Source organism: Plantactinospora sonchi (assembly GCF_036422035.1).
GTDB lineage: Bacteria > Actinomycetota > Actinomycetes > Mycobacteriales > Micromonosporaceae > Plantactinospora > Plantactinospora sonchi.
In genome coordinates this window covers 1-24,416 of sequence record NZ_JAZGQK010000028.1, presented here as the reverse complement: position 1 = coordinate 24,416, position 24,416 = coordinate 1, and the positions used below count along the sequence as shown (strand labels likewise).

The 24,416-nt window shown below is 72.4% G+C and carries 20 protein-coding genes; 11 read left to right on the top strand and 9 right to left on the bottom strand.

Features of this window, described 5'->3' with window-relative positions:
• The 9 genes from V1633_RS28615 (at window position 1) to V1633_RS28575 (ending at window position 10,974) form a co-directional block, all read left to right on the top strand.
• Window positions 1–1,335, top strand: a complete 1,335-nt coding sequence (locus V1633_RS28615; protein WP_331217452.1) for an MCE family protein — start codon at window positions 1–3, stop codon at window positions 1,333–1,335.
• Complete coding sequence (locus V1633_RS28610) at window positions 1,332–2,369, top strand: MCE family protein (protein WP_331217391.1); 1,038 nt, start codon at window positions 1,332–1,334, stop codon at window positions 2,367–2,369. Before V1633_RS28615 ends, V1633_RS28610 begins: the two co-directional genes overlap by 4 nt.
• Entirely contained in the window at window positions 2,366–3,352 is a 987-nt protein-coding gene (locus V1633_RS28605; RefSeq protein ID WP_331217390.1) for an MCE family protein, read from the top strand. Before V1633_RS28610 ends, V1633_RS28605 begins: the two co-directional genes overlap by 4 nt.
• On the top strand, window positions 3,352–4,635 hold the full coding sequence (locus V1633_RS28600; protein ID WP_331217389.1) for an MCE family protein: 1,284 nt from the start codon (window positions 3,352–3,354) through the stop codon (window positions 4,633–4,635). Before V1633_RS28605 ends, V1633_RS28600 begins: the two co-directional genes overlap by 1 nt.
• A complete protein-coding gene (locus tag V1633_RS28595) occupies window positions 4,632–6,146 on the top strand; it encodes an MCE family protein (RefSeq protein ID WP_331217388.1) in 1,515 nt (504 codons plus the stop codon). Before V1633_RS28600 ends, V1633_RS28595 begins: the two co-directional genes overlap by 4 nt.
• On the top strand, window positions 6,143–7,429 hold the full coding sequence (locus tag V1633_RS28590) for an MCE family protein (RefSeq protein WP_331217387.1): 1,287 nt from the start codon (window positions 6,143–6,145) through the stop codon (window positions 7,427–7,429). Before V1633_RS28595 ends, V1633_RS28590 begins: the two co-directional genes overlap by 4 nt.
• Before the next feature lie 20 nt (window positions 7,430–7,449).
• Complete coding sequence (locus tag V1633_RS28585) at window positions 7,450–8,379, top strand: hypothetical protein (protein WP_331217386.1); 930 nt, start codon at window positions 7,450–7,452, stop codon at window positions 8,377–8,379.
• Window positions 8,380–8,390: 11 nt separating this feature from the next.
• A complete protein-coding gene (locus V1633_RS28580) occupies window positions 8,391–9,143 on the top strand; it encodes a hypothetical protein (protein WP_331217385.1) in 753 nt (250 codons plus the stop codon).
• 163 nt (window positions 9,144–9,306) lie between these two features.
• A complete protein-coding gene (locus V1633_RS28575) occupies window positions 9,307–10,974 on the top strand; it encodes a metallophosphoesterase family protein (protein WP_331217384.1) in 1,668 nt (555 codons plus the stop codon).
• 134 nt (window positions 10,975–11,108) lie between these two features.
• Here the strand turns inward: V1633_RS28575 and V1633_RS28570 are convergent, their stop codons facing one another.
• The 4 genes from V1633_RS28570 to V1633_RS28555 all read right to left on the bottom strand — a co-directional run bounded on the left by V1633_RS28570 (window position 11,109) and on the right by V1633_RS28555 (window position 15,589).
• The gene (locus tag V1633_RS28570; protein ID WP_331217383.1) at window positions 11,109–11,381 is read right to left on the bottom strand and encodes a hypothetical protein; all 273 of its coding nucleotides are present in this window, start codon (window positions 11,379–11,381) and stop codon (window positions 11,109–11,111) included.
• A 30-nt stretch (window positions 11,382–11,411) separates the two neighbouring features.
• On the bottom strand, window positions 11,412–11,906 hold the full coding sequence (gene smpB, locus V1633_RS28565; protein WP_331217382.1) for an SsrA-binding protein SmpB: 495 nt from the start codon (window positions 11,904–11,906) through the stop codon (window positions 11,412–11,414).
• A gap of 90 nt (window positions 11,907–11,996) precedes the next feature.
• The gene (locus V1633_RS28560) at window positions 11,997–13,289 is read right to left on the bottom strand and encodes an alpha/beta hydrolase family protein (protein WP_331217381.1); all 1,293 of its coding nucleotides are present in this window, start codon (window positions 13,287–13,289) and stop codon (window positions 11,997–11,999) included.
• 200 nt (window positions 13,290–13,489) lie between these two features.
• Window positions 13,490–15,589, bottom strand: coding sequence for a carboxypeptidase regulatory-like domain-containing protein (locus tag V1633_RS28555; protein ID WP_331217380.1), 2,100 nt, complete (start codon window positions 15,587–15,589; stop codon window positions 13,490–13,492).
• Between the two features lie 207 nt (window positions 15,590–15,796).
• Between V1633_RS28555 and V1633_RS28550 the strand changes: the two genes are divergently transcribed.
• The gene (locus tag V1633_RS28550; RefSeq protein WP_331217379.1) at window positions 15,797–16,825 is read left to right on the top strand and encodes an aminoglycoside phosphotransferase family protein; all 1,029 of its coding nucleotides are present in this window, start codon (window positions 15,797–15,799) and stop codon (window positions 16,823–16,825) included.
• A gap of 150 nt (window positions 16,826–16,975) precedes the next feature.
• Here V1633_RS28550 and V1633_RS28545 read toward each other — a convergent pair whose 3' ends face one another.
• Window positions 16,976–18,643, bottom strand: coding sequence for a hypothetical protein (locus tag V1633_RS28545; RefSeq protein WP_331217378.1), 1,668 nt, complete (start codon window positions 18,641–18,643; stop codon window positions 16,976–16,978).
• 1,193 nt (window positions 18,644–19,836) lie between these two features.
• Between V1633_RS28545 and V1633_RS28540 the strand changes: the two genes are divergently transcribed.
• Complete coding sequence (locus V1633_RS28540; RefSeq protein WP_331217377.1) at window positions 19,837–21,018, top strand: low temperature requirement protein A; 1,182 nt, start codon at window positions 19,837–19,839, stop codon at window positions 21,016–21,018.
• A 47-nt stretch (window positions 21,019–21,065) separates the two neighbouring features.
• Here the strand turns inward: V1633_RS28540 and V1633_RS28535 are convergent, their stop codons facing one another.
• From V1633_RS28535 to V1633_RS28520, 4 genes are all read right to left on the bottom strand, one after another.
• Window positions 21,066–21,518 (bottom strand): DUF5994 family protein, encoded by a 453-nt coding sequence (locus V1633_RS28535; RefSeq protein WP_331217376.1) that lies wholly within the window; start codon window positions 21,516–21,518, stop codon window positions 21,066–21,068.
• A 477-nt stretch (window positions 21,519–21,995) separates the two neighbouring features.
• Window positions 21,996–22,997 carry an ABC transporter permease gene (locus V1633_RS28530; protein ID WP_331217375.1) on the bottom strand — a complete coding sequence of 334 codons (1,002 nt, stop codon included), beginning with the start codon at window positions 22,995–22,997 and terminating at the stop codon, window positions 21,996–21,998.
• The gene (locus V1633_RS28525; RefSeq protein ID WP_331217374.1) at window positions 22,994–23,887 is read right to left on the bottom strand and encodes an ABC transporter ATP-binding protein; all 894 of its coding nucleotides are present in this window, start codon (window positions 23,885–23,887) and stop codon (window positions 22,994–22,996) included. The genes V1633_RS28530 and V1633_RS28525 overlap by 4 nt, the downstream gene beginning before the upstream one ends.
• Entirely contained in the window at window positions 23,884–24,273 is a 390-nt protein-coding gene (locus V1633_RS28520) for a GntR family transcriptional regulator (RefSeq protein WP_331217373.1), read from the bottom strand. The genes V1633_RS28525 and V1633_RS28520 overlap by 4 nt, the downstream gene beginning before the upstream one ends.
• Window positions 24,274–24,416: the final 143 nt, after the last annotated feature.

Below are 24,416 nucleotides of genomic sequence, written 5' to 3'. Positions count from 1 at the left end.
ATGGACGATCGTGGCGCGGGCGCCGGCCGCCGGATTCTCGGTGTCGTCTTCGTGGTGGTGCTCGCCACGGCGTTGACCCTCGCCGTGCTGCAGTACCGGAAGGCGTTCACCCCGGTCGCCCGGGTGACCCTCTACACCGGACAGACCGGGATGCAGCTCAACCCGGGTGCCGAGGTGAAACTGCGGGGTGTACCGGTCGGTGAGGTCCGGGAGATCGGCAGCGACGGCTCCCGGGCCCGGCTGCGGCTGGCCCTCGACCCGGCGCTGATCGGCCGGGTGCCGGCTGACGTGACCGCCCGGCTGCTGCCGAAGACCCTGTTCGGCGAGCGGTACGTGGCACTGGTTCCGCCGGCCGGTCCGGCGGGCGCCCCGCTGCGCGACGGCGCGGTGATCGAGCAGGACCGCAGCCGCAACGGTGTCGAGCTGGAGAAGGTGCTCGACGAGGCGCTGCCGCTGCTCCAGTCGATCCGCCCGGACAAGCTCGCCGCCACGCTGGCGGCGCTGGCCGCCGCGCTCGACGGCCGCGGCGAACGGCTCGGCCAGAACCTCACCGCCCTCGGCGGCTACCTGCGGGAACTGAACCGGGAACTGCCGACCATCACCGAGGACGTCCGCCGGCTCGCCACCGTGCTGGAGAGTTACGACGCGGCGCTGCCGGACCTGCTGGACATCCTGCGGGACGTGACGCCGACCGCGACGACCGTCGCCGACCAGCGCACGCAGCTCGCCGCCTTCCTCGCCGAGGGGACCGAGGCCGCCGACGTCACCCGGTTCTTCCTGGACCGACACGGCGACCAGCTCGTCCGGGTCGGCCAGGTGAGCCGTCCGGTGCTGAAGCTGCTGGCCGCGTACGCCCCGGAGTATCCGTGCCTGATGCGCGGGCTGGTGGAGCTGCAACCCCGGGTCGAGGAGGTGTTCCGCGACGGGCGGATGCACATCACCCTGGAGGTCACCCGGGACAACGGCGCCTACCAGCCCGGCCGGGACGATCCGGTGTACGGCGCCCGGACCGGCCCGCACTGCCGGGAACTGCCGGACCCGTCGCCGCCGGCCCCCGAGGTCCAGGTCGACGACGGTTACGACCACGGCGGCACCCGGCCCGGACCGGTCAGACTGCCGGTCGGGATCCCGCCGGCCAGCACCGGCACCCCGCCCACCGGCGGCGGCTCGTCGACCGGCGGTCCGGCGATGGGCTACGCCGGCACCGAGGAGGAGAAGGACCTGCTGAAGCCGATCATCGGAGCCGCCACCGGCGGCCTGCCGGTCGAGGTTCCGGACATCGCGGTGCTGCTCTGGGGCCCCCTGCTGCGCGGAGCGGTGGTGAACGTCAAATGAGGCGAATCCCGGTGGGACCGCTGGTCAAGCTGGTCGTCTTCGGCACCGTGACGGTGCTGTTGACCGCGCTGCTCGGCCAGGCGCTCGGCTCCTTCTCGTTCGGCGGCACCGACTACCGGGCCCGGTTCACCGACGTCACCGGACTGCTGCCCGGCGACGACGTCCGGATCGCCGGGGTACGCGTCGGTCGGGTGGACACGGTCCGGGTGGTGGACGACACCGTCGCCGAGGTCGCGTTCACCCTCACCGAGGACGTACCGCTGACCGACACCGTCCAGGCGAAGATCCGGTACCGGAACCTGGTCGGCCAGCGTTACGTGGCGCTCGGCGAGGGCCCGGGGACCGGGTCGCCGCTGCGTCCGGGCGGGCTGATCCCACTCGACCGGACCACCCCGGCCCTGGACCTGACAGCGCTGTTCAACGGGTTCCGGCCGCTGTTCACCGCGCTGAGCCCGGAGGACGTCAACAAGCTGGCGTACGAGATCATCCAGGTGCTCCAGGGCGAGGGCGGTACGGTGTCGAGCCTGCTGGCGCACACCGCGTCGCTGACCAACACCCTCGCCGACCGGGACGCGGTGATCGGCCGGGTGGTGACCAACCTGAACTCGGTGCTGGCGACCCTCGACTCCCGGGACGCCGAGTTGGACCGGACCATCGGCTCGCTGCAGCAGTTCGTCTCCGGACTCGCCGACGACCGGGAGGCGCTCGGCGCGGCACTGGCCCACCTCGGCACCCTCACCGGCGCCACCGCCGCGCTGCTGGCCGACGCCCGACCGGCGCTCGCCGCCGACATCACCGAACTCGGCGAGCTGGCCGGCACCCTGAACGACAACGCGGCGGTGATCGACGGAACGCTGGGCCGGCTCCCGGGCCGGTACGAGGCGCTGACCCGGACCGCCTCGCACGGTTCCTGGCTGAACTTCTTCATGTGTGACTTCGACGGCCGGCTCGCGGTCGCCGGACACGGCGCGGTCAGTCCGGCCACCTTCAGTTCGGGGGCGGCGCGCTGCGCCGGGGCGGGAGGGAACCGGTGAGACCGTTCCGGGAACGCAATCCGGTGGTGATCGGTGCGGTCGGGCTGGTCGTGCTGGTCGGGGTGCTGCTCGCGGCGTTCCGGCTGGACGACCTGACCGCGCTCGGCGACCGTTCCTACCGGGCCGCCTTCCGGGACGCCAGCGGGCTCGCGGTCGGCAACGAGGTCCGGGTCGCCGGGGTACGGGTCGGCGAGGTGACCGAGGTCGAGTTGGCCCGGGGCGCCGCCGGCCCGTACGTCCGGGTGCGGTTCCAGGTCGACGACGACGGCATCCGGCTCGGCGAGCGGACCGGGGCGACGATCCGGATCAAGACGGTGCTCGGACAGAAATACCTGGCCCTGGCCCCGGCCGGGCCGGGTCGGCTGGCCGAGGAGGCGGAGATCCCGCTGGACCGGACCGCGTCGCCGTTCGACGTGATGACGGCGGTGACCGGGCTGGCCGGAACGCTGGACGAGATCGACGACAAGCAGCTGGCCACCGCGTTCACCGCGCTGGCGGAGACCTTCGCCGACACTCCGGGCAGTGTCCGTTCCTCGCTGGACGGACTCTCCCGGCTGTCCCGGACGGTCGCCGAACGGGACGCGCAGCTGCGGGAGTTGCTGACCCGGGCCCGGAGCGTCACCGGTGTGCTCGCCGCCCGGGACGAGGAGTTCCGCGCGTTGGTCGCGGACGGCACCGCGCTGCTGGCCGAGGTGAGCCGGCGGCGGGACGCGATCCACGACCTGCTGGTCGGCACCCGCGACCTCGCCGCCCAGCTCTCCGGGCTGGTCGCCGACAACCGGACCACCCTGGAGCCGACCCTGCGTCAGCTCCGCGACGTGGTCGGCATCCTGCAACGGAACCGGGACGAACTGGAGCGGACGCTGCGCACGATGGGGCCGTTCCTGGACGCCTTCACCAACGTGCTCGGCAACGGTCGCTGGTTCGACTCCTACCTGCGCGGGCTGCTCCAGCCGTACGTACCGACGACGGGAGGACGCTGATGCGCCGGCCGACGCTGACACCGGGTTCCCACCGGGGGCGACGGATGCTCGCGGCCGGTGTGGCGGTGGTGATCGCCGCCACCGCCGCCGTGGTGGTGCTGCGCCCGGGTACGCCGCAGCGCCGACTGGTCGCCCACTTCACCCGGGTGGTCGGCATCCACCCCGGTTCCGACGTACGGGTGCTCGGGGTGCGGATCGGTGAGGTCGTCGCCATCGTCCCGGCCGGCGCAACGGTACGGCTGGAGCTGCGCTACGACGCCCGGCAGCCGGTACCGGCCGACGTGACCGCGGTGGTCGTGCCGCCGAGCCTGGTCAGCGACCGGTACGTCCAGCTCACCCCCGCGTACGCCGGCGGTGACGTGCTGCCGGACGGGGCGGAGCTGCCGGTGCACCGGACGGTGGCGCCGATGGAGATCGACGACATCTACCGGGCGTTGGACGAGTTCAACCGGGCCCTCGGCCCGGCGGGCGCGAACGCCGACGGCGCGCTGTCGGCGCTGCTCGCCGCCGGCCGGGCCAACCTGGACGGCAACGGCGCGGCGCTGCACGAGACGCTCGACGGGCTCTCCCAGGCGTTGGAGACGCTGGCCGACGGCCGACAGGACCTGTTCGGCACGGTGGCGAACCTGCAGCGGTTCACCACCGCGCTGGCCCGCAGCGACCAGCAGGTGCGCGCGTTCAACCAGCAGCTCGCCGAGGTGGCCGGGCAACTCGCCGCCGAGCGGGACGACCTGGCCGCCGCGCTGCGTAACCTGGCCGCCGCCCTGGACGACGTCACCCGGTTCCTCCGGGACAACCGGACCGTGTTGAAGTCCAACGTGGACGCCCTGGCCGACGTGACGAACGTGCTGGTCCGGCAGCAGAAGGCGATCATCAGGATCCTGGACGTTGCGCCGCTGGCACTGTCCAACCTGAACCTGGCCTACAACGCCCGGTCCGGCACCCTGGACACCCGGGACAACGTCCTCGGCCCGTACGACCCGGCCGCCTACGTCTGCGCCGCGCTGGTGGACGTACTGCCGGTGAAGGAGGTGCCGCACCGCTGTTTCGAGCTGGCCCAGACGCTGCGGCTGGAGAAGCTGCCGCTGCCGGAGGAACTGCGCAAGCTGCTCAACCTGCCGCCGAAGGGTGAACCGGGGCGCGAGCCGTCCCCGCCGGACGGCGCACCGTCGGAGGAGTCGGACGGGTCGACGGAGGAGCCGACGGCACCGCTGCCGGGGCTGCTCGGCCCGGGCGCGGTGCTGGACCGGACCCTCGGCGGCATCCTGCGGGGCCCCCGATGAGCGGCGTGCCCGCGGCGCGTCTCACCGGCCGCCTGCCCAACGGATCCCCGACGGGGTGTCGGCCCGGCACGGGCCGGCGTCGGTCGTCGCTGGCGCTGCTCGGCGCGGCGGTGCTCGTACTCTCCGGCTGCGAGGTTCCGGAGCTTGCCGACCTGCCACTGCCCGGTGGCGCGCCGTCCGGCCCGGGGTACCGGGTGACGGCCGAGTTCACCGACGTGCTCGACCTGGTGCCGCAGGCCGCCGTCAAGGTCAACGACGTCACGGTCGGTTCGGTGGAGAAGGTGTCGCTCTCCGGCTGGACCGCCCGGGTGCGGCTGCGGGTCGACACCACCGTACGGCTGCCCGGCAACGCCACCGCCGCGGTACGCCAGACCAGCCTGCTCGGCGAGAAGTACGTCGCGCTCGCCGCCCCGGTCACCGAGTCACCGGCCGGGGAACTCGCCGACGGCGCGGTCATCCCGCTGGCCCGGACGAAACGGTCGGCCGAGGTCGAGGAGGTCCTCGCCGCGCTCGGCCTGCTGCTCAACGGTGGCGGACTGGCCCAGCTCAAGACGATCAACGAGGAGCTGGCGGCGGCGCTCGCCGGTCGCGAGTCCGCCGTCCGCGACACGCTGCACCAGCTCGACACCTTCGTCGGCGGGCTGGACCGGCAGAAGGCCGACCTGGTCCGGGCGGTGGAGGCACTGGACCGGCTGACCGACCGGCTGGCCCGGCAACGGGCCGTGCTCGGTGACGCGCTGGAGGCGCTCGACCCCGGCCTCGGCGTCCTGGCCGAACAGCGGGAGCAGCTCAGCGGGGCGCTGACCGCGCTCGGCGAACTCGGCCGGGTCGGCACCAGGGTGGTCACCGAGAGCCACGACAGCACGGTGGCCAGTCTGCGGGCGTTGCAGCCGGTGCTCGAACAACTGGTCCAGGCCGGTGACGCGCTGCCGAAGTCGTTGGACTTCATGCTGTCGTACCCGTTCCCGCCGAACGTCACCGGCGCGATCGTCGGCGACTTCGTCAACCTGTCGGTCACCGCCGACCTGGACGCGGCGACGATCCTGGCCAACCTCTTCTCCGCCCGGGCGCCCGAGCGCGCGCCGGACCGCACCGGACGACCCGCCGACGGGAAGGGCGACGACGGTCCCGGGCGGCCCGGCGGCTCCCGTCCCGACCCCGGCAAGGACGACGACCGACCCGGCGGGGTCGGGCCGCTGCTGCCCGGCGTACTGCCGCCGGTCTGCCTGCCGGTCGGTGGGCTGCTCCCGCTCGACTGGCTGCCGCCGCTGCTGCCCGAGTGTGAACTGCCACCCGACTGCGAACTGCTGCGCCCGGGTTCGCTGCTGCCGAGGGGCGGGCTGAAGCCGCCGGACGGGGTGGTGCCGCCGGGCACGATCTTCCCGCCCGGCACCCGGCTGCCGCTGGGCACCATCCTCTCCCCCGGCTGCCTGCTGCCCGCCCCGACCGGGGAGACCGACGGGCGCAGCGGCGGGCTGCTCGACGTACTCGGCGGAGGGCTGCTCGGATGACCGGACGTACGGCGAGACTGCAGGTGCTGGTGTTCCTGCTGGTCAGTGTGCTCGGCATCGGTTACGTCGGAGTGCGTTACGTGGGGCTGGGCGACCGGCTCTTCGGCGGTGGCTACCTGGTGCACGCCGACTTCGCCGACGCCGGGGGCATCTTCCCGAACGCGGCGGTGAGCTACCGGGGTGTACCGGTCGGCCGGGTCGAGGCGGTCTCGCTGCACGGCGACGCGGTCCGGGTCGACCTGCGGCTGGACCGGGGCGTACGGGTGCCGGCGAACCCCCGCGCGGTGGTGTCGCTGCGCTCCGCCGTCGGCGAGCAGTACGTCGACCTGCGGCCGGACAGCGACACCGGCCCGTACCTGCGCGACGGTGCGGTGATCCCGGTCGACCGGACCGGCGTACCGCTCGCCCCGGAGACCCTGCTGGCCAACCTGGACTCCCTGGTCCGCTCGGTCGACGCCGACGATCTCGCGGTGGTCGTCGACGAGCTCGGCGTCGCGTTCCAGAGCAACGAGGCGGCGCTGCGCCGGATCCTCGACGCGGGTGACGCACTGCTGGCGGAGGCGACCGCCCGGTTGCCGGAGACGGTGGCGTTGATCCGGGACGGGCGCACGGTGCTGCGTACCCAGGAGGAGTCGGCCGCCGCGTTGCGACAGTGGGCGGACGGCCTGGCCCGGCTCGCCGCGACGCTCCGGACGGCCGACCCGGACCTGCGCCGGATCCTCGCCGACGGGCCGCCCGCCGCCACCGAACTGGTGGGGCTGCTGCGTGACCTGGACCCGTCGATCGGCACCCTGCTCGGCAACCTGGTGTCGGTGAACGGTGTGGCCGCCCGGCGGCTCGCCGGGATCGAACAGCTGCTCGTGGTCTATCCGCTGGTGGTGGACGGCGGGTTCACCGTCGCCCCCGGTGACGGTACGGCGCATTTCGGCCTGGTGGTGAACGTCGGCGACCCGCCGTCCTGCGTCTACGCCGACGAGTCCACCCGCTGCACGGCCGGCGAGACCGGCCGGGGTTCCAGCGTGCGGGGCAGCGGTAACGCGCCCCGGCCCGGCGGCGGCGATCCGCCCGCGCCGGCACCGGGACCGGTGGGCGATGCCGACGACACCGCGCCGCCGCCGGTCGCCCCGGTCTCCGGTGCCGCCGTGGCCGGCTACGACCCGGCGACCGGGCTGGCGCTCGGGCCGGGCGGGCAGCCGCTGACCTTCGGCACCACCGGTGGGCAGTACCGGCTCGCCGGGGACCAGTCCTGGAAACAACTCCTGCTCGCCGGCCTGGCGCCCTGACCGATCCGAGGAGTGCGAAGATGTCGAATGGCGAGGAGCGCCGGTTAAAGCTGGTCAAGGCGGCACCGCCGAGCGAGCCGGACGACACCGCCCGGCAGCCGGTACGACGTCGGAAACCGGCGGCCCGGCGTACCGTCACCCGGCGGATGCCCGGCCGGGACCCGGTCTCGGCCGTGCTGGAGCGGCTCGACGAGGAGCCGGTCGACCTGGTCGACCGGTCACGAAGGGATCAGGAGCCGGCCGACGCCGCCGACCGGGCGGGAACGGTTGAGCCGCCCGCCGACGCGGCGCGACCGGACAAGGTGGCCGACGCGGTGCGGGCGGATGGGCCGGGCGACGCGGCGCGACCGGGCGAGGTGGCCGACGACCGGCAACCGGACGAGGTGACCGGTGAACCACGATCGGAGCGGGCGGCTGAGCGGAGGCCGGCGCGGAACCGCCGGCAGGGTGTCGGACCGGGGGCGCCGCGTCGGCGTGGGCTGACCGCCGGGCTCATCGTCCTGCTCTGCGCGGCACTCGCCCTGGCCGGCTTCTTCGGCAACCGGTGGTACCAGGACCGGGCGCTGGTCGAGGCACACGGGCAGGCGGTGGCCGCCGCACGGCAGACCACGGTCAACTTCGTCTCGGTCAGTGCCTCCCGTGTGGACGGTGACCTGCAGCGGATCGTGGCCGGCGCCACCGGCGAGTTCAAGGAGGAGTTCCTCCGGGGGCAGGCGCAGGTACGCGCGGCCGTCATCGAGAACAGGGTCGAGTCCACCGGCACGGTACTGCGCGCCGGACTCGTCTCCGGCGACCGGCGTACCGCCGTTGTGCTGGTCGCGGTGGACGCGACAGTCAGGAACACGCACGCACCGGACGGGCGCGTCGCGCACTACCGCATCCAGGTCGAGCTGACCCGGGACCGGGACTCGGACACCTGGCTGGTGTCCCGGTTGCAGTTCGTCGGCTGAGAGGGACCGTCATGGGATCGTTTGTCAGTACGCTCACCCGGCGGCTGCGCCCCGGACGTCGTACCGAGGGCGGGTCGGCCGTCGAGGGTCGCGCCGCGCCGGTCGGAGTAGACCAGGTCGAACCGACCGACGTGGCGCCCACCGCCGAAGACCCGACCGCACCAACCGCCGAGGGCCGAGCCGCCCTGGCTGGCGAAGAACCGACCACACCGACCGCCGAGGGGCCGGCGACGACGGCCCGCGAAGGCCGGGGGGACGGCGGGCGACGCTTCCGTCGCCTGCGCCTCGCCGCCGCCGAGCGGTTGCACCTGGCGCTGACGGTGGCGACCGTGTTGGCCGTCGGCGCGGCCGGTGCCGCCTGGTACACCCAGCACCGGGCGCAGGCACGTGACGCGGCGGTACGGCAGGCGCTGGCCACCGCGACCCCGGCCGCCAAGGCGATCTTCTCCTACGACTACCGCAACTTCGACGCGAGCGTGACGAACGGGCGGGCCTTCGTCACCGGTCCGTTCGCCGACGAGTACACCGAGACGACCACGGCGCTGAAGCCGACCGCGGTCTCCGAGCAGGCGGTGGTGCTCGCCGAGGTCTCCGTGAGCGGCGTGGTCCAGGCCGAGCCGGATCGGGTCGAGCTGCTGGTTTACCTGAACCAGTACCGGCGCAACATCAACACCGACGGGGAGAAGGTGGACCAGAACCGGGTCGTGCTGGAGTTGCGCCCGGTCGGTGCGGAGTGGAAGGTGGCCCGGGCCACCGCGATCTGAGCGTCGTCGAAGCGACAGCCGCACGAGACGGGTGTCAGGATCGACGCCGCCGCCCCGGGGTGACCGATCCTCAGGAGGAGGGCATCGGCCGGCGGGCACGGCAGCCGGCCGGGGGTGGGTGCGGGTGTCGGCGGGAAGATCCGCACTGGTTGACTCTCATGCCATGACGGGAGACCACCAGCGCGCCGCCGGAGCCGGGCCCACCGGCCAGGGCCGGCTGCTCTGCGAGCCGTACCTGCTGGATCCGGGTCCCGGCAGCGGGCACGTCGTCTGGCACACCGAGGACCCGGGTACCGGCCAGTTCGTGCTGGTCGGTGCCGGGGTGACCGGGATGACCGAACGGCAGGCGGTCGACGCGGCCACCGGTGGTGCGGCCACCGGCCCCGGTTGGCGCCGGTTCACGGCGCAGACCCGACGGCTGAGCCGGACCCGGGAGGACAAGGACTCCCGGGTGTCCGGGCGGGTCTGGCCCGGACTGGTCAGCCGACCGGTGTACCGGCAGTTGGCCCAGGTCACCGGTCTGGCCGCCGGACGTACGCCGTACCGGGTGGTGTCGGTCGACGACCAGGGTCGGGCGACGGTCACGGCGGAGTACTCGATCGCCCCGGCGGTAACCCGCGAGGACGGCGTACGACTGCTGCTGACCAGCGACCACCAGCTGAAGCGGATGACGGCGGCCAACCTGGAGAAGGTCGCCGAGACGGTCGGGGTACGCCTCGACGGCGTACTGATGGCCGGCGACATGGTCAACGTGGCGGACCGGGCGAGCGACTGGTTCGACAGCGAGGACGGTCCCGCCTTCTTCGCCGCGATGACCGGCCGGGCCGCGACGACGATCGCCGGCCGGACCTGGCGGGGCGCCCCACTGCTGCAGCACACCCCGCTGTACCCGGCGATCGGCAACCACGAGGTGATGGGCCGGTGGTCGGAGACGGCCAGCCTGGACAGCCAGTTCAACGACCCGCAACCGGCGGACTGGGACGTCACGACGTACGAGGAGTTGTTTCCGTGTCCGGGCAGCACGGCGGGGGGCCGACGCTGGTGGTCGCGGACGATCGGCGACGTGCACCTGATCACGCTCTTCGTCACCGGGATCTGGCGACCGCACGTGACGACCGGTGCCGGCACCTTCGGCGAGGGTGCGGCCGACCTGGCGGCTCCGGAACGCTGGGGGTACGGCCGGTTCATCTTCGCCCCGGTGCACCGGGGCTCGGCCCAGTACCGCTGGCTGGAACAGGAACTGGCCTCGGAGGCGGCCCGGTCGGCCCGGTTCCGGGTGGTGATGTTCCACCACTCCAGTCACGGACTCGGGGGCAATTCGACACCGGCGTTCACCGACCCGGTCCAGGTTGTCGAACGGGACCCGGAGACCGGCGCGGTCACCTCGGTGCGGTACGCGTATCCGCTCGCCGAGGACCACATCCTGCGCGACCTGGAGCCGCTCTTCTCCGCGTCCGGGGTACACCTGGTGCACACCGGGCACGCCCACCTGTGGAACCGGTTCCGCAACCCGGCCGGGGTCAACTGGTTGGAGACCTCGAACGTCGGCAACAGCTACGGGGCGTACGACGTGACGTCCGGGTTGTCCCGCGCGCTCCCCGAGAATGCCGACCTTGTCCGGCAGGGCGATCCTGGCGGGCTGCGGCCGGTGGTGCCGACGATCGCGCCGCTGACCGGTCCGACCGGTGCGCCGCTGCCGTACGTGGCCAGTGACGACATCACGGTCTTCTCGGTACTGGACTCGACCGCCGGTGTGGTCCGGTCCTACCGGTTCGACACCCGCGAGCCGGACTCACCGGTGCTGCTCTTCGACGAGTTCCCGCTGGCCTGACCCGGCCGACGCCGGAGGACCCGGCCGGGTTCCGGCGGACCTGACCAGTTGCCGGGTCAGGCCGGGTACCGGGTCAGGCCGGGTACCGGCGGCGAGCCGCGGCCGGGCCCCGACCCAGGGCCGCGGTCCGGTCCTCAGTCCGGCGGCTCCGTCGGGGTCACCGTCTGCTGCGAGGTACGCCGCTCCAGGAACGAGTCCGGCGCCGCCCCCGCCTCGGCGATCCGCCGCTCGGCGTCGGCCGTTCCCGGATCGGACTCGGCCAGCTCGACCGCGCCCGCCTCCCGCCGGTCGGACTCGGCCAGGATGGCCGCCGCCTGCGCCTCCGGGTCGTCGCTGCCGACGGAGCGCTCCTCCGGCAGCAGGTGTTCGGCCCGGTGTTCGACCCGCTCAGCGCTCTGTTCGCTCATGCACCCGCGCATACCCGGACGGGTCGGTTGTCACGCCTGGCTCCGGGGAATGCCCTTGAGGTGGCGGCCCATCTCGCGGGCGATCTCCCGCTGCGCGTCCCGTTCGGCCAGCGCCTGCCGCTTGTCGTAGGACCGTTTGCCCCGGGCGACACCGAGCTCGACCTTCGCCCACCCGTTCTCGAAGTACAGCGCCAACGGCACCAGGGTCAGGCCGGGGTCACGGATCCGGTCCAGGATCTTGTTGATCTCCACTCGCCGCAGCAGCAGCTTCCGCATCCGACGCGGCTGGTGGTTCGTCCACGTCCCGTACGCGTACTCCGCGATGTGCAGCCCGTAGAGCCAGAGTTCGCCGTCCCGCTCCTGGGCGAAGGCGTCGACCAGGGAGGCCTGCCCGGCCCGTAGCGACTTCACCTCGGTGCCGCGCAGCACGAGCCCCGCCTCGTACGTCTTGAGGATCGTGTAGTCGTGCCGTGCCTTCTTGTTCGAGGCGATGAGCCGTCGTTCCGGCTGCCTCGACGTGGCCATCGTGTCCTCCGATCCGGGCCTGCGGGCCTGTCTCCGCAGCCTAGGGCAGCGGGCCGGCGGCAACCGCCACCGGCCCGCGGTGAGCTGGCGTTACGGCCGGACGAAGGTGACATCCGGGTGCCGGGGCGACGGATCCCGCAACAGTGGTTGCGGCCGGCCCAGCAGGTGCCGGTCGAAGAAGGCGGTCAGGTACGCCCGCACCGAGCCGACGATCCGCTCCGGGTCGACGGTACCGATCGCACCGGCCACGAACCCTTCGGGCAGGTCGAACGCCGCGTCGAGCGGGGGAAGCAGCGCCGCGTGGTCGGAGAAGGTGAAGTGCTCCCCGTCGGCCACGTGCAGGTCCCGCTTCCAGCCGGTCGAGTTGGCCCAGAACTGTGCCCAGTCCCGGGCGGCCTGGTGGTGGTGCGGAAGGCCCTGGCTCAGTCCCGCGCCCATCAACAGGAACGGCCGGGCCAGCCCCTGCGTCACCACGTCCCCGAAGGCGTTGGCGCCGAAGCTGTACGCCATGCTGCCGTCCAGGTCGGCCCCGGCGTCGACCCGGCGGTCGACGAGCATGGTCTCGGCGGCGGTGAATCCGCCCGCGGAGTGGCCGAACATGCCCACCCGGGAGAGGTCCAGCGCCGCGCCGAGACCGCCGGGCAGGACGCGCCGTTCCGCGTCCGGGTTGCCGCCGGCGGCGAGGACGGTGAGCTGGTCGAGGAGGAACCGGGTGTCCAGCACCCGGGTCCGCAGCATCGTCCGGTTCAGGTCGATCGACGGCAGGTCGGGCAGCCGCTGTGTCTCGACCCGCCCGCCGGGGAACTCCAGCTCGGGCGTCTCGTACGTGTGGTCCACGGTCACCACGACGTAGCCGCGACTGGCCAGCTCCTCGGCGAAGGTCGTGTAGTTGGCCCGGGGCACGCCGCCGCCGGGCGAGAAGAGCACGACCGGGCGTCCACCGGGCCGTCCCCGGACCGGTACGCCGGTCCGGGCGTGGCTGGTCATCCCCACCCAGTCGACCTGGCCGGCGGCGAGGCCGAGTTGCGGATCGGTACGCTCGGCGAACCGCCGCGCCGCCAGCGGCGGCAGGTACGGCGCGACCGGTCCGCCGCCGTGTCGCGCCGCCGGATACCAGAGGCTGACCATCAGCTCCCTGGGCCGGCCGGCCACCCAGGGGTCGGCGCGGTCCGCGTCGACCAGGTGCAGTTCGGTGGTGCCGACCGGGTACGGGCCGGTCGGCTCGGGCAGTCGCGGCCGGAACGGTACCGAGGCGGCGGCCGGTTTGTCGGCGGGTGCGGGCTGCCGCGTCCGGGCGGCTGCGGGCGGCGCGGCGGCCACCACCGGCAGCGCCAGCGACGCCGCCGACACGGCCAACAGCCATCGACGGGAGATCTTCTGCATACCGTCGAGCCTCGTCCGGGGCCCGCCCCGGGCACATCTGTCGAAGGTGGTCGCTCGACCCCGAACTTTCTCAGGGACGGCCGCACCCGGTGTCCGGGGTCGCCGGTCCGTACCGCCCCGGCAGCCGGTACCGGGTCGGCCCGGACGGGCGGAGGGCCGGCGGCGGGATCGCCACCTGCCCTCCGTCCCGTGCCGCGTCGTCAGTCGGTGCAGACGACGAGGTTGGCGGTGAGGGTGCCGGACCTCGGCACCGGGTACGCCGTCGGCTGCCCGGTACCGGTCGGGCGGGTCGACGCACACTGGACGTGTGGGCCGGTGTAGTACTCGCCGCCCCGGTAGAGGCTGTAGCTGAAGAAGATCCGCTGGCCGCCCAGCGCCGGCAGCCGGTAGCGGCCGTCGATCGCCTCGGCGTAGCCCAACACGTCGCCGCTGTCGTAGTTGTGCACCAGCAGGTGGTCGAGGTAGATCAGCTCACCGTCCTGGTCACGGATGTCGCCACGTACCTCGACGCCGGGCCGCATCGAGTGGTGGTAGGTGCTGGTCCCGCCGGCGGTGACCCGGATCCGATCGGCGTCGTGCCGGTCCGGCACCCCGCCGGACCACTGCCCCGGCCGGCCCTGCCGGTGGAAGAAGAGCGGCCAGGCGTACGGGCCGAGTCCGGTCACCTGGTAGCGGCCGTCGGCATCGGTCCACCCGACCGCCTGCCCTTCCTCCGGGTGGTAACCGAACAGGTGGATGTTGACGTTGGCGATCGGCGCCCCGGTCCCCCGGTCGGTCACCCGACCGCTGATCGTGCCGGCCCGGTCGAGCCGCACGGTGGGGCCGGCGACCGTGGCGCCACCGCCGACCTGGACGACGGCCGCCGCACGCTGGTCACCGGTGCCGCCCCGGGGGCCGACCCACTGCCGGCCGTGGCCGGCGGCGTTCACCGGATCGGCGAACAGGGTGTACGAGCCGGGCCGGAGCGTGTCGACGGCCGCCCTGCCCGTGCTGTCCGAGCAGTTCCGGTAGGTGCCCGGGTCGGGCAACCGGGGGTCCCGCAGCGGCACCGCGACGAGGCAGACCCCGGCCAGCGGCTGCCCGGTCGCCCGGTCCACCACCGTGGTGGTGATCCGGGCCATTCGCTGGAGCTTGACGGTGACCTCGACCGTCTCACCCGGAACCGGGGTGACCTGCCCGGTCGACGCGCCGAAGTAGCCGCCACCGGGGACCGTGACCTGGAACCGTCGCGGCTGTGACTGGAGACCGGTGATCGTCAGACTGCCGGTGCCATCGCTGCACTGCTCCTCGACGCAGAAGTCGGCGACGGCCGTACCGGTGTCGGCGTCCACCGCGCGGATCCGGACCGTACCGGTGGCGACCAGGCTGTCGGTGATCCGGGTCTGCTGGTCCGCCTGGACCACAACCGGGTCGGCGTCGGACGCGTCGAGCTTGCCCCGGTAGTACTGCACATCCTCGTCGCTGTACCAGAAGGCGACCCGGTACGTCCCGGCGAGCAGCCGGGAGATGGTGAACTCGCCCTCCTCGTCGGTGTAGGCGCCGGCGCCGTTGCTGCCGGTCGCGGTGCTGGCGTTCACCCAGGCGTCGGCCACCGGCGTACCGTCGGCGGTGCTGAGCCGCCCGGTGAGCGAGCCGGTGCCGAGCAGGGTGTCGTCGGCGACGACCTCACCGCCGACCGGCACCTCGAACCGGGTGGCGTCCGCCCGGTCGAGCTTGCCGGGTACGTACTGCACCTGGTGCACATCGGCCGTCGGCTCGAAGGAGACGAAGTGGGGGCCTTCCCAGACGACGATCCGGTACCGACCGTCAGCGTCGGTCGTGTCGGACTCGGTGGCCGGATGGTCGGCGGAGGTGGCGATGATCCGCAGGTCGGGCACCCCGTTGCCGGCGGCGTCCCGAATCTGCCCGGTGATCACCCCGGTCGGCAGGAGTTGCTCGTCCACCGTGGTCACCGCGCCCTCGGTGACCACGATCTTGTCCGCCTCCCAGATCTGCGGCTTCTGGTGGTGGAACTGGTCCGGACCGTCCGTCGGGTCGAAGGCGAGGACGTACGACTCGGCGGCCAGGCCGTCGAAGCGGTAGGCCCCCGCCGCGTCGGTCTCGGTCTCGGCGAGCGGCTCTTCGTTCTCTTCGGGGTAGATGCGGACGGTGGTGCCGGCGGAGGGTTCACCGGTGGCCGTGGTGACGTGGCCGGCGATGGTGCCGGTGGCGGTGGCCGCGGCGGGCGGTGCGCCGGCCAGCACGACGGCGCCGAGGAGCAGCCCGGCGAGGCCGGCGCGTCTCAGTTGCACGAGTGGCATGAGCGTCCTCAGTGGTGGCGGGGCGCCCCGTGATGTCGTGCCGCCGTCGGCCCGCGCCCCGTGAACAGGCCGACGGCCGGCCAATGGTAAACATCGACCGCAACTACGGGGACGGGATCGTGAAGTCTGGATGGCCGTGGCGGTCAGGTCTCACCAACGCCGGTTAAACCGGTGGGCGACGGCAGTGCGCGGGGTTAGCGTGGCCGGGTGCTGACTGACGCCCCGACCGGGGAACGGCTGGATCCCGGCTGGCAGGCCGAGAGCGACGCCTGGATCCTGAACGAGCTGGCCACGCTCGGCGTCACCGCGACCGGCCCGGTGGAGACCGTCCGGGTCCGGGCCTGGTCCGTCATCCGCCGGGTCGGGACCACCGCCGGCCGGGTCTGGTTCAAGGCGAACGTCCCCACCAACGGCTTCGAGGCGGCCGTGGTCGGAGCGCTCGCCGGATGGGCGCCCGACCACGTCGTCGCACCGCTGGCCGTGGACCGTACGCGCGGCTGGCTGCTCAGCCCGGACGGTGGGCCGACGTTGCGCGAGGCGATGGCGGATCCACCCGATCCCGCCCGCTGGGCGGAACTGCTGCGGGCGTACGCGGAACTGCAGCGGCTGACGGCGCCACACGCCGACGGGCTGATCGGACTCGGCCTGCCGGACCTGCGCCCGGAACGACTGCCGGCCGCGCTGGCGGATCTGCTGGCCGATCCGACGGTCACGCTCGATCCGGACCGCCGCGCCGCCCTGGTGCAGCTCTCCGGGAGGTACGAGCGCTGGTGCGCCGAACTCGCCGCCGACGGGCTGCCGGCGTCCCTGCAACACGACGACCTGCACGACGGCAACGTCTTCGTGGGCGCGGGCACCGGTGCCGACGCCCGGCTCCGCTTCTTCGACTGGGGTGACGCCTGCCTGGCCCATCCGTTCAGCAGTCTGCTGGTGGCGCTGAACGTGGCGGCGTACCAGTTCGGGTTCAGCCCGGGTGGGCCGGAGCTTGCCCGGCTCCGGGACGCCTACCTGGAACCCTGGACCGACCAGCGGGGCCGCGCCGACCTGGTCCGGTCGGTCCGGCTCGCGCTGCGGGTCGGCAAGGTGGGTCGGGCGTTGACCTGGCAGCGGGCGTTGCGCGGGGCGACCGCGCCGGAGTGGGAACGCGCGCTCGGTGGTCCGGCACCGCTGTCAGCTGAGCACGCGGACGCGGTCGGTGGCTGGCTCGGCGAGCTGACCGAACCCGACCTCAGTTGAGCTGAGCCGGGGTGGCCTGAGCTGTGCCCAGGCGAGTCGCGTCGGGTGTCGGCGCGGTGCGGGACCGGGCGCACCCGGTCCCACCGCCCGATCGTGTTGACCCGGGGTTGGCGGGGCGGGTGCGCCCGGCAGGGTGGTCGGTGGGGCCGACTACTGGTCCCATCCGCTCTGCTGGTCCTGCTTCTGCTGGCAGTCGGCGGAGAGGATCGCACCGGTCCCGGTCGGTCCGCAGTTGGTCGGCCGGTTCTTGACGATCACGGTCTCGGCGTCGAGCTTGAGCCGGACGTTCTTGACGAAGAGTCCGCCCGGCTCCTTGGTGGAGCTGTTCTCGACGATCGTGCTCTTCACCAGGCTCAGCTGGCCGGCCTCCGCGTAGACGCCACCGCCCTTCGACTCGGGTCCGGCGGCCTTGTTCCGGCTCACCTCGGTCCAGCGGACGAAGGCGTTCGACTTCTCGGCGAAGATGCCGCCGCCGTCGCCCCGGGTGGTGTTGGTGGTGACGGTGCTGTTGTTGACCACGAGCAGCGCCTGGACGCTGGAGATGCCGCCACCGTCCACCGTCGAGGTGTTGTGGGTGACCGTGAGGTGACGTAGGTCGAGCGTGGCGTCCCTGGTGGAGAGGCCGCCGCCGACCTTGGCGGTGTTCCCGGTGACCTTCGTGTCCCAGACCTTGGTCCGGGCCGAGGAGCTGGCCAGCCCGCCGCCCTCACCCGCGTTGTTGTCGACGAAGGCCGTCTCGGTGACGTCGGCCGCACCCCGGAAGTTCGCCATGCCGCCGCCGATCCCGCCGGCGCTGTTCTTGACGAAGTCGGTCTTCCGCACGGTCAGCACGCCACCGTTGAGCAGGCCGCCACCCTGGCCCTCGACACCGGCGGCGCTGTTGTCCCGGAACTCGCTCTCGGTGATCGTCATGTGGCCGTCGTTGAAGACCGCGCCACCACCGCCGTCCTTTACCGCGAGGGCGGTGTTCCGCTTGAAGGTGGTACGGGTGATGACCGCGCTCCCGCCGTGCTCGACCCAGAGGGCGCCGCCCAGCTCCGCCCGCCCGTTGTCGAGGATGACGTCGACCAGTTCCAGTTCGCCGCCGTTGATGACGGTGAAGAATCGGAAATCTCCGGCGTTCGAGTCGCGGGTGATGGTGGCGCCCTCACCCTTGATCGTGATGGGGTGTGCGATCACCGGTAACAGGTTCTTGTCGTCCGGCAGGTTGACCTCCTGCTCGGGGCCCTGACCGGTGACCTGCTCGTCCGGACCGCTGTCGGGACCGCTGTTCGGGCCGCCGCCCGGAGCGCTGCCGGGCGCGGCACTCTGACCGGGCTGGGCGGCGCTCGGACCCTGCTGGCCAGTGGGCGCGCCCGGTCGACCCGCCGCCGGGCCCGGCTGGCCACTGCTCTGGCCCTGCTGTTCCTTGCCCTGACCGGCGCTGGGTCCGGGCGCCGGCGCGGGACGCTCGCCCTGCTCACCGCCGCGTGCGGCGGACTGGCCGGTACCCTGACCGGCGCTGGCGCCGTCCTTACCGCTGTCCGGTCCCTCCGGTGCGCCGGGTGCCTTGGGCTCGCCACTCTCGCCGCCGGGCTGGCCGTGTCCCGCGTCGCCACCGTGGTGGCCACCCTTCGGAGTGCTCAGCTTGTAGGTGCACTTCGGCGCGAGTTTGAGCGTGCCGCCACCCTCGGCGTCGGCCCGCACGAGCGCCGCGATCAGCTTGGCCGAGTCACAGGGCACGGACGTCACGTCGCGGTGTGCGCCATCCGACTTCTTCTCGGCCGCGATGGAGGCGCCGGACACGCCGGCCGCTCCCACCACCAGGGTTCCAGCCATGAGACCCCCGGCGAGGAACCACCGGGACCGTCGCCTCTGCGACCGCGCCTTTCGCCGGTCGGGATCTCCGTGGCTGCTCCCTCGAAACTCGGACATCAAGTCTCCCTGCCTTTCGCAGAAGACACGACCGCACCAACCCGGGCGCGGAGGGCTACACGTCGTTGCAGCACTGAAAATCACGGTACGGCGCTATTCACAGCAAGGCAGGCTTATGCGAATGAAGCACACGATTCGGTTGAAGCATGGCCAGATAAAGGGGTCAGGAGAGGCACAGTGAATGGAAATGACGCCCGGACGTAATCAACGGGGAGCTTCGCACCAAACAACGCGACGAGACCGGATGGGCCCAGGACAGACCGAGCGTGCGGTGGCCGCCACGGCGTGCCCCGGCCCGCCAGCGCGGTGCCGTACCCGGCAGCGGGCGGCAAGCCGGGCAAACCGCTATCGCACGTTACGGACCGGGCGTGATGCCCCAGCAGGGGCCGGACCTAACAGAAAACGCGCGCCGCGCAATTTCAGGCCCGAAAGTCGCGGAACAGTCAACGGTCCGCGCTGCGGGATAATCGTCACGGCCCGAACCGGAAATCAATAGCGGTACGGGGCTACAACAGATCGGGCGAAAGTTCGATCGGGCGACCTGACGACGTGGCCGGGAAATGCCGCCGGAGAATCGAGACAGCCATCCGGGGTGGCCCACTCCCCCGGACTCCCGTCGCGCCGGGTTCCCGCGCCGCTCGTCGCACCGCCGGCACCTCCGGTCGGGCCGGGGGCTACGGTGCATCCGCCGGCCCTACGGCCGAGATCATCGAGTACGACGCGGCAGGGGTCCCGTACCTGGCCCCGGAGATCATGCCGCTGTTCACGGCCAGGGCCACCCGGGACAAGGACGACCTGGCGATACGGGCTGGAGTAACTGCCCGGTGCCGAACCCCGTTAGTCCTTTGAGGACGGCGGCTCCGACGAGCCGGGAAACGAGATTCGCTCATGGTCGTCACCGGGTGGCCACCGGGGCGGCCACTGCCACCGTAGCGGCCGGAGGGACCTGTGCCGGGGTTTGCCAGGCGTGGCCGCGTCACGCCAACCGCACGGCGCCGTCGCGGTGCGGTCCGGATCTGCGAGTACGCGGACGGGCAGGTGCGTGAGCTCGTGGCGGCTGTCGAGGTCGGCCCGGCGTGCACCCGGGCGGGCAAGCGGTGACCAGTGACCAGGCGGTGGGGCTGCGGCGCCGCGACGAAGGGCCGCAGCGGGCCACCCTGCTGGAACTGTTCCTCGATCTGGTCTTCGTCGCCGCGCTCGCCCTGACCTCGGGGAAGCTGGCCTCCGACCTGAGTTGGACCGGCGCGTTCCAGAGCCTGGTGCTGCTCATGGCGGTCTGGTGGGTCTGGTCGGTCACCGCCCTGACGACCGACCTCTACCTGTCCCAACGCCCGCCGATCTACCTGATGACCATCTCGGTGATGTTCGGCACCATGCTGATGGCCGCCGCGCTGCCTGAGGCCTTCGCCCGGGACGCCGCGGTCTTCGTCGGCGCGTACGTGGCGATCCACCTCGGGCGGAACGTCTTCCTGTTGCCCGCACTGCAGGGCCGGCAGGAACACCGGCACGCCGCCCGGTTCTTCTTCTGGTTCACCGTCTCGGCCGTGCCGTGGCTCGCCGGAGCCGTCGTCAGCGGACCGGCACGTGGCCTGCTGTGGGCCGCGGCGCTCGTGGTGGACTACGGGGCGGCTGCGGTGCGCTATCCGACACCGTGGCTGGGTCGCGTCCCCCGGTCCCAGTACAGCCTGGCGGCCGAACATCTCGCCGAGCGTTACCAGCAGTTCTTCACCCTCGCGCTGGGTGATCTCATCCTGGTCACCAGCCTGACGTACGCCGGAACCGGTTTCGCCCCCGACCGGACCGCCGCTTTTGTGCTGGGGTTCGCCACCGCGGTACTGCTGTGGCAGATCTACGTGCAGCGCGCCGGCGCACTGCTCCAGGCGGCCATCGAAGCCTCCCGCGAGCCGGGACGGCTCATCCGGTCCGCTCCGTACACCCATCTGCTCATGGTGGCCGGTGTGGTCGTCGCCGCCGCCGGAGCCGAGACCGTCATCGCGCATCCCACCGGGGACACCACCGCGGGCCTGGTCGGTGTGGTGCTCGGCGGACCGGCGTTGTTCCTGGTCGGCCGGGCCCGGTTCGAGTACGAGGTGTTCCACCGGGTGTCACCGAGCCGGCTGGTCGCGCTGATCCTGCTGGTCCTCGCCGCCCCCGTGATGATGTTCGTTCCGCCGCTGGGCGTCGCCGTCTTCGGCAACCTCGTTCTGGTCGGGATCGCGGTCGCGGACCTTCTCCGGGCCCACGGCCGCCCTCCCGAGCCCCCATCGCCCGGCCTGTAGGGGCCCGGTCCCTACGAAAGCCCACCGGGTGGGCGCCGGCCGCCGAACTAAGCAGCGGCGCCGACCTGGCCGAGCAGATCTGACGCGTGCCGGTGGTCCGTCGGATCCGCGGCGGCGGCCATCGCGTTCTCCGCCACCGCCGTCGCGGTCGTCGGCGGCACGACCAGCAGGTCGATCTGGTCACCGCGTTCGGTCGTGGCGACCAGCAGGGCAATGTCCATGGAGGTGAACCAGCCCAGCCGGACGACGTCGGTGCCGACCACGAGGCGACGGAACCGGCGGTCCCAGGCCCCGCTGTTGACCACCACGTTGCGGATCGGACCGTACCGCTGTGACAGGGCCAGGACGAGTCCGGGCAGCTCGGCGATCGGATCCCGGGAACGTGGCCACCACGCACCGTCCAGCACCGCGTTGGCCGAGCGGACGGGGACGTGCGACAGCCGAGGGACGGACGGCGCGGTCGGGGGGACGACGGTGGCGCGTTCGGCAGCGGTGAGCATGGCAACCATCCTGGTGATAGGGGTGCGCGCACGTACACGGATGCGGGGTGCGCAGGCGAGCCAAGCCGGATGCTGCGGGATCACAGACCAGTGCGAGATGTCGACTGTCTGGTACAACCACTGTCCGGACGGGATAAATTCCCATCCCCGGTGCCGACCTGACACGTGTACGGTGGAGCCGAGTCGCCAGGCGGGCTCACCGGTCGCACGGAATCCGCAGGTTCTGCGGTCAGTACTGCGGCGAACCGGAAGATCTGCGCTCCCGAGGCGTACGACTCGTGCGATGCGCGGCATCCGGGGACCTGGCGACTTGAGCGTGCCCGGGCCGGTACGACGGCCGGTGCCGACGTCCTCCGCGAACGCCGCCCGGATGACCGGGGCGGCGTCGACGGGCCCCGGAAATCCACGCCACCACCACGCCGCAGCCCGGCCGGGCTGCACCACTGGTGTGTCCGGCCGGGCAGAATGGGCTGGCGATCAGCTGAGGCGGCGACGGAGCCACCAGAAACAGAAGCCGCCGAGCCCGCCGGCGATGGTGAGCAGCAACGCCGTTTCGATCCACTGGAGTGGCCAGAAGCGGCTCGCCGGCTGGTAGTACACGTCCTGCTGGAGGTTCAGGCTGCCGACCCACTCGCGGCACGCCCGGGGACCGGCGTGCCGACCGCAGGCCTCCGGGTTGGTCGCGGTGAACGGCTCACCGGTGGCGGTGACGGTCTCGTTGGAGATGACCCAGGCACCCGGCTCGTCCACCTTTCCGACCAGCCACACCCGAGACTCCGAGTCTATTCCGAACGTCTCGAGCTCCTCGGTGTCCACCGGCATGACCTTGTGGACGGGGGTGATGATGTTCGGGCGTACCAGGAAGGGCATGACGAGCTGGGCGACCGCGACGACCACGAGCGTGACGGCCATCGCCGGCAGCGTGCGTCGGATGAGCAGCCCGGCGGTCACCCCGACCGCGAAGGCGAAGGCGGCGTAGCCCATCGGCACGAGTCCCCGGGCGGCGAAGAGGTGCGGCAGTATCCGGTCCATCGCCGCCGTGTCGATCGGACCGGCCCACCAGGTCACCGCGAGGCTGATCAGTCCGGCGGCGGCCATGCTGCCCAGGCCGCCCATCAGGAGCTTGACCGTCAGCCAGCGGGTGCGGGTGACACTCTGGTTCCACACCAGCCGGTGGGTGCCGACCTCCAGCTCACGGGCGACCAGCGGTGCTCCCCAGAAGGTCCCGAGCAGGGCGGGCAGCCCGAGCATCGCCCCGACGCCGAGGTAGTACAGGTTGCCGTGCGCGGCCCTGCCCACCCGGGTCAGGAAGCTGTCGGCCAGTGCTCCGCAGCTCTCGGTGCAGGTGGCGAGCCCACTGTCCTCGTACATCTGGATCAGCCCGGGACGGGCGACCACCAGCACGACGGCGAGTGCGGACAGCAGGGCCAGGACCACCCAGAACTGCGTACGGAATTGGCGCCAGGCCAGCCAGGTCATCGTTGGGTCTCCAGGACGGGGGTACGGCCGACGGTGGCGGCCTCGGTCAGGTAGGCGAGCACCAGGTCCTCCAGGTCGAGTCCGGCCACCGTCCACCTGTCGTCGTCGACCGGGGCGGTGCTGCGTACGACGAGCGTGGACTGTCGCTCGGTGTGGCTGGCCTGGATGAGCTGCTGGCCACCGGACAGCGCGGCGGCCGGGTCGCACGAGTCCCCGATCAGCCGGTGGTGGGTGGCGAGCAGTTCGTCGACGTCGCCGACGAGTTGGACCCGCGAGGCGGTCAGCACGACCAGGTAGTCGCAGATCCGTTCCAGGTCGGCGACCAGGTGCGAGGAGAGCACCACACTGGACCCGCTCTCCGCGACGAACTCCATCAGACTCTGCAGGAACTCCCGCCGGGCCAGCGGGTCGAGGCTGGCCACCGGCTCGTCCAGGATCAGCAGCTCGGGGCGTTTCGCCACCGCGAGCGTCAGGGCGAGCTGCGCCCGCTGCCCTCCGGAGAGTTTCCCGGCCTGCTGGGCCGGGTCGAGGCCGAGGAGTTCGATCCGCCGCGCGGCCAGACCCGCGTCCCATCCCGGGTTGAGCCGGGCCCCGAGCCGCAGGTGCTCGGCGACGGTCAGCCGGGCGTAGGTGGGGGTGTCCTGGGCGACGAAGCCGACCTTGGCCAACTGCGCCGGCCCGCTCGCCGGGGCGGCGCCGAGCACCTCGATGGTGCCCGATGTCGGCGCCAGCAGGCCGCAGGCGAGTTGCAGCAGCGTGGACTTGCCGGCACCGTTGGGTCCGACCAGCCCGACGACCCGGCCCGGGGGGATGCTCAGGTCACAGTCCGAAAGCGCCTGGCGCCGGCCGTACCGCTTGGTCAGCCGGTGCGTCTCGATGACAGGGGTCATGTCCGCTCCTTGGCCGGCGTCCGGAACGTGCTGAGGAACAGCGCCTCGATGCTCTCCTCGTCGAGCCCGGCGCGGCGCGCCTTGGCGAGCCACTGCTCCAGCTCTTCCCGCAGTGGCCCGTGCGCGGCGAGCGACGCGTCGCTCAACGTCCTGGTGACGTACGTCCCGATGCCGGCCCGGACCGCCACCAGGCCCTCGTATTCCAGTTCCCGGTACGCCTTGAGCACGGTGTTCGGGTTGATCGCCACCGTCGCGACGACCTCCTTGACCGTCGGCAGCCGATCCCCCTCGTTGAGCCGACCCAGCCGCATGGCCTGGCGGACCTGCTGGATCAGTTGCATGTACGGCGCGACGCCGGACCGGGCGTCCAGGTGAAACTCGATCACTCCGACTCCAAACCACTAGGTTGCTAGTACATTAGCACTTTGCAGTCGCGGCGGTGGCCGAATCCGCCGATCGACACGGACCGCTGGCCGATCGGCTACGAATGGGCAGGTACGACGGCCGGCGCAGAAGAACGTCGGTCGGG